Source organism: Bartonella sp. AP40SXNS, from assembly GCF_042195825.1.
Lineage (GTDB): Bacteria > Pseudomonadota > Alphaproteobacteria > Rhizobiales > Rhizobiaceae > Bartonella.
Genome location: NZ_JBHIPB010000094.1, coordinates 1 through 914, shown reverse-complemented (window position 1 = coordinate 914; position 914 = coordinate 1). Strand labels below are relative to the sequence as shown.

1 protein-coding gene is annotated in these 914 nt (G+C 46.9%); it reads right to left on the bottom strand.

Annotation, left to right across the window (positions count from 1 at the left end):
* Positions 1-399: 399 nt before the first annotated feature.
* On the bottom strand, positions 400-831 hold the full coding sequence (locus ACFILZ_RS09950; RefSeq protein ID WP_375682390.1) for a hypothetical protein: 432 nt from the start codon (positions 829-831) through the stop codon (positions 400-402).
* Positions 832-914: the final 83 nt, after the last annotated feature.

Sequence of the window (914 nt, the reverse complement as noted above, 5' to 3'; positions counted from 1 at the left end):
AGCGTTGTGGCTATAATTTTTACCTTGCGTGGAATCTTTTCCCCTATAGTATCATCACGATATCGGGGGCTTTTGCAAGTAGGGCACTCAGTGGCATCCTTTAGGTCATCCCCCCGGAACAATTTGCAACCCTTCTCACACATGTGGATGACCTCACACTCCAATGTCATCTTGGACAATAGCTTTGCAGCTTCGTCTCTTGACGTGGGCATGGAGTTCGGCTTTGGCAACAACGACTGGATGCCTCTAAAAATGGAGTCCATGGCCACATTGGATACACTATAGGTGCTTTGCAAGTTCAGGAACAACAGAGTGGTTGACAATCTGCACACATTAACATGCACCTCACCTGTTAATAACCCTCCAAACATTAATGTTACGGCCAGCCTATTTGAAGAATCATGCAAATTGTGTACATATATACCTTGAGCAATGGGCACCTTCATATAGAGGAGCACGTGCCGCAGCCTCAAAAGCAGGGAGGTGGTCATCAAGTCTCTCGGTCTCGTCTTGTCCGTGACTTCCATCATTAGGTCCATCAGTATGGCCCAACGATGGCCCATAATAAGCCTCCATCAACTGTGCAAATGCATCCTCTCCAAGCACTGGATCAGGTTCTGCATGCTCCTCTTCATGTTCATCATGGATGTCATTCTCTTGGCCCATCGTAGAACTTGCATTGTTAGGCCTGTGACCATATGCATCCCTAACACTGGCTGGAAGTACTGACCAATGAGGGCGATGTGGATGTCCCTGAAGTACACCATCACCCAAAAAGGAAAAACCATTCAAAAGTTGTGGCCAGTGCCATAGAATACTTACCGCCCCCAAGGGTTGTAGACAACCATTTACGAGCTCCTAATGGTCGTAAACCATCTATTATGACCTCCAGGAGGTGGTAAAATAGGGTTTAC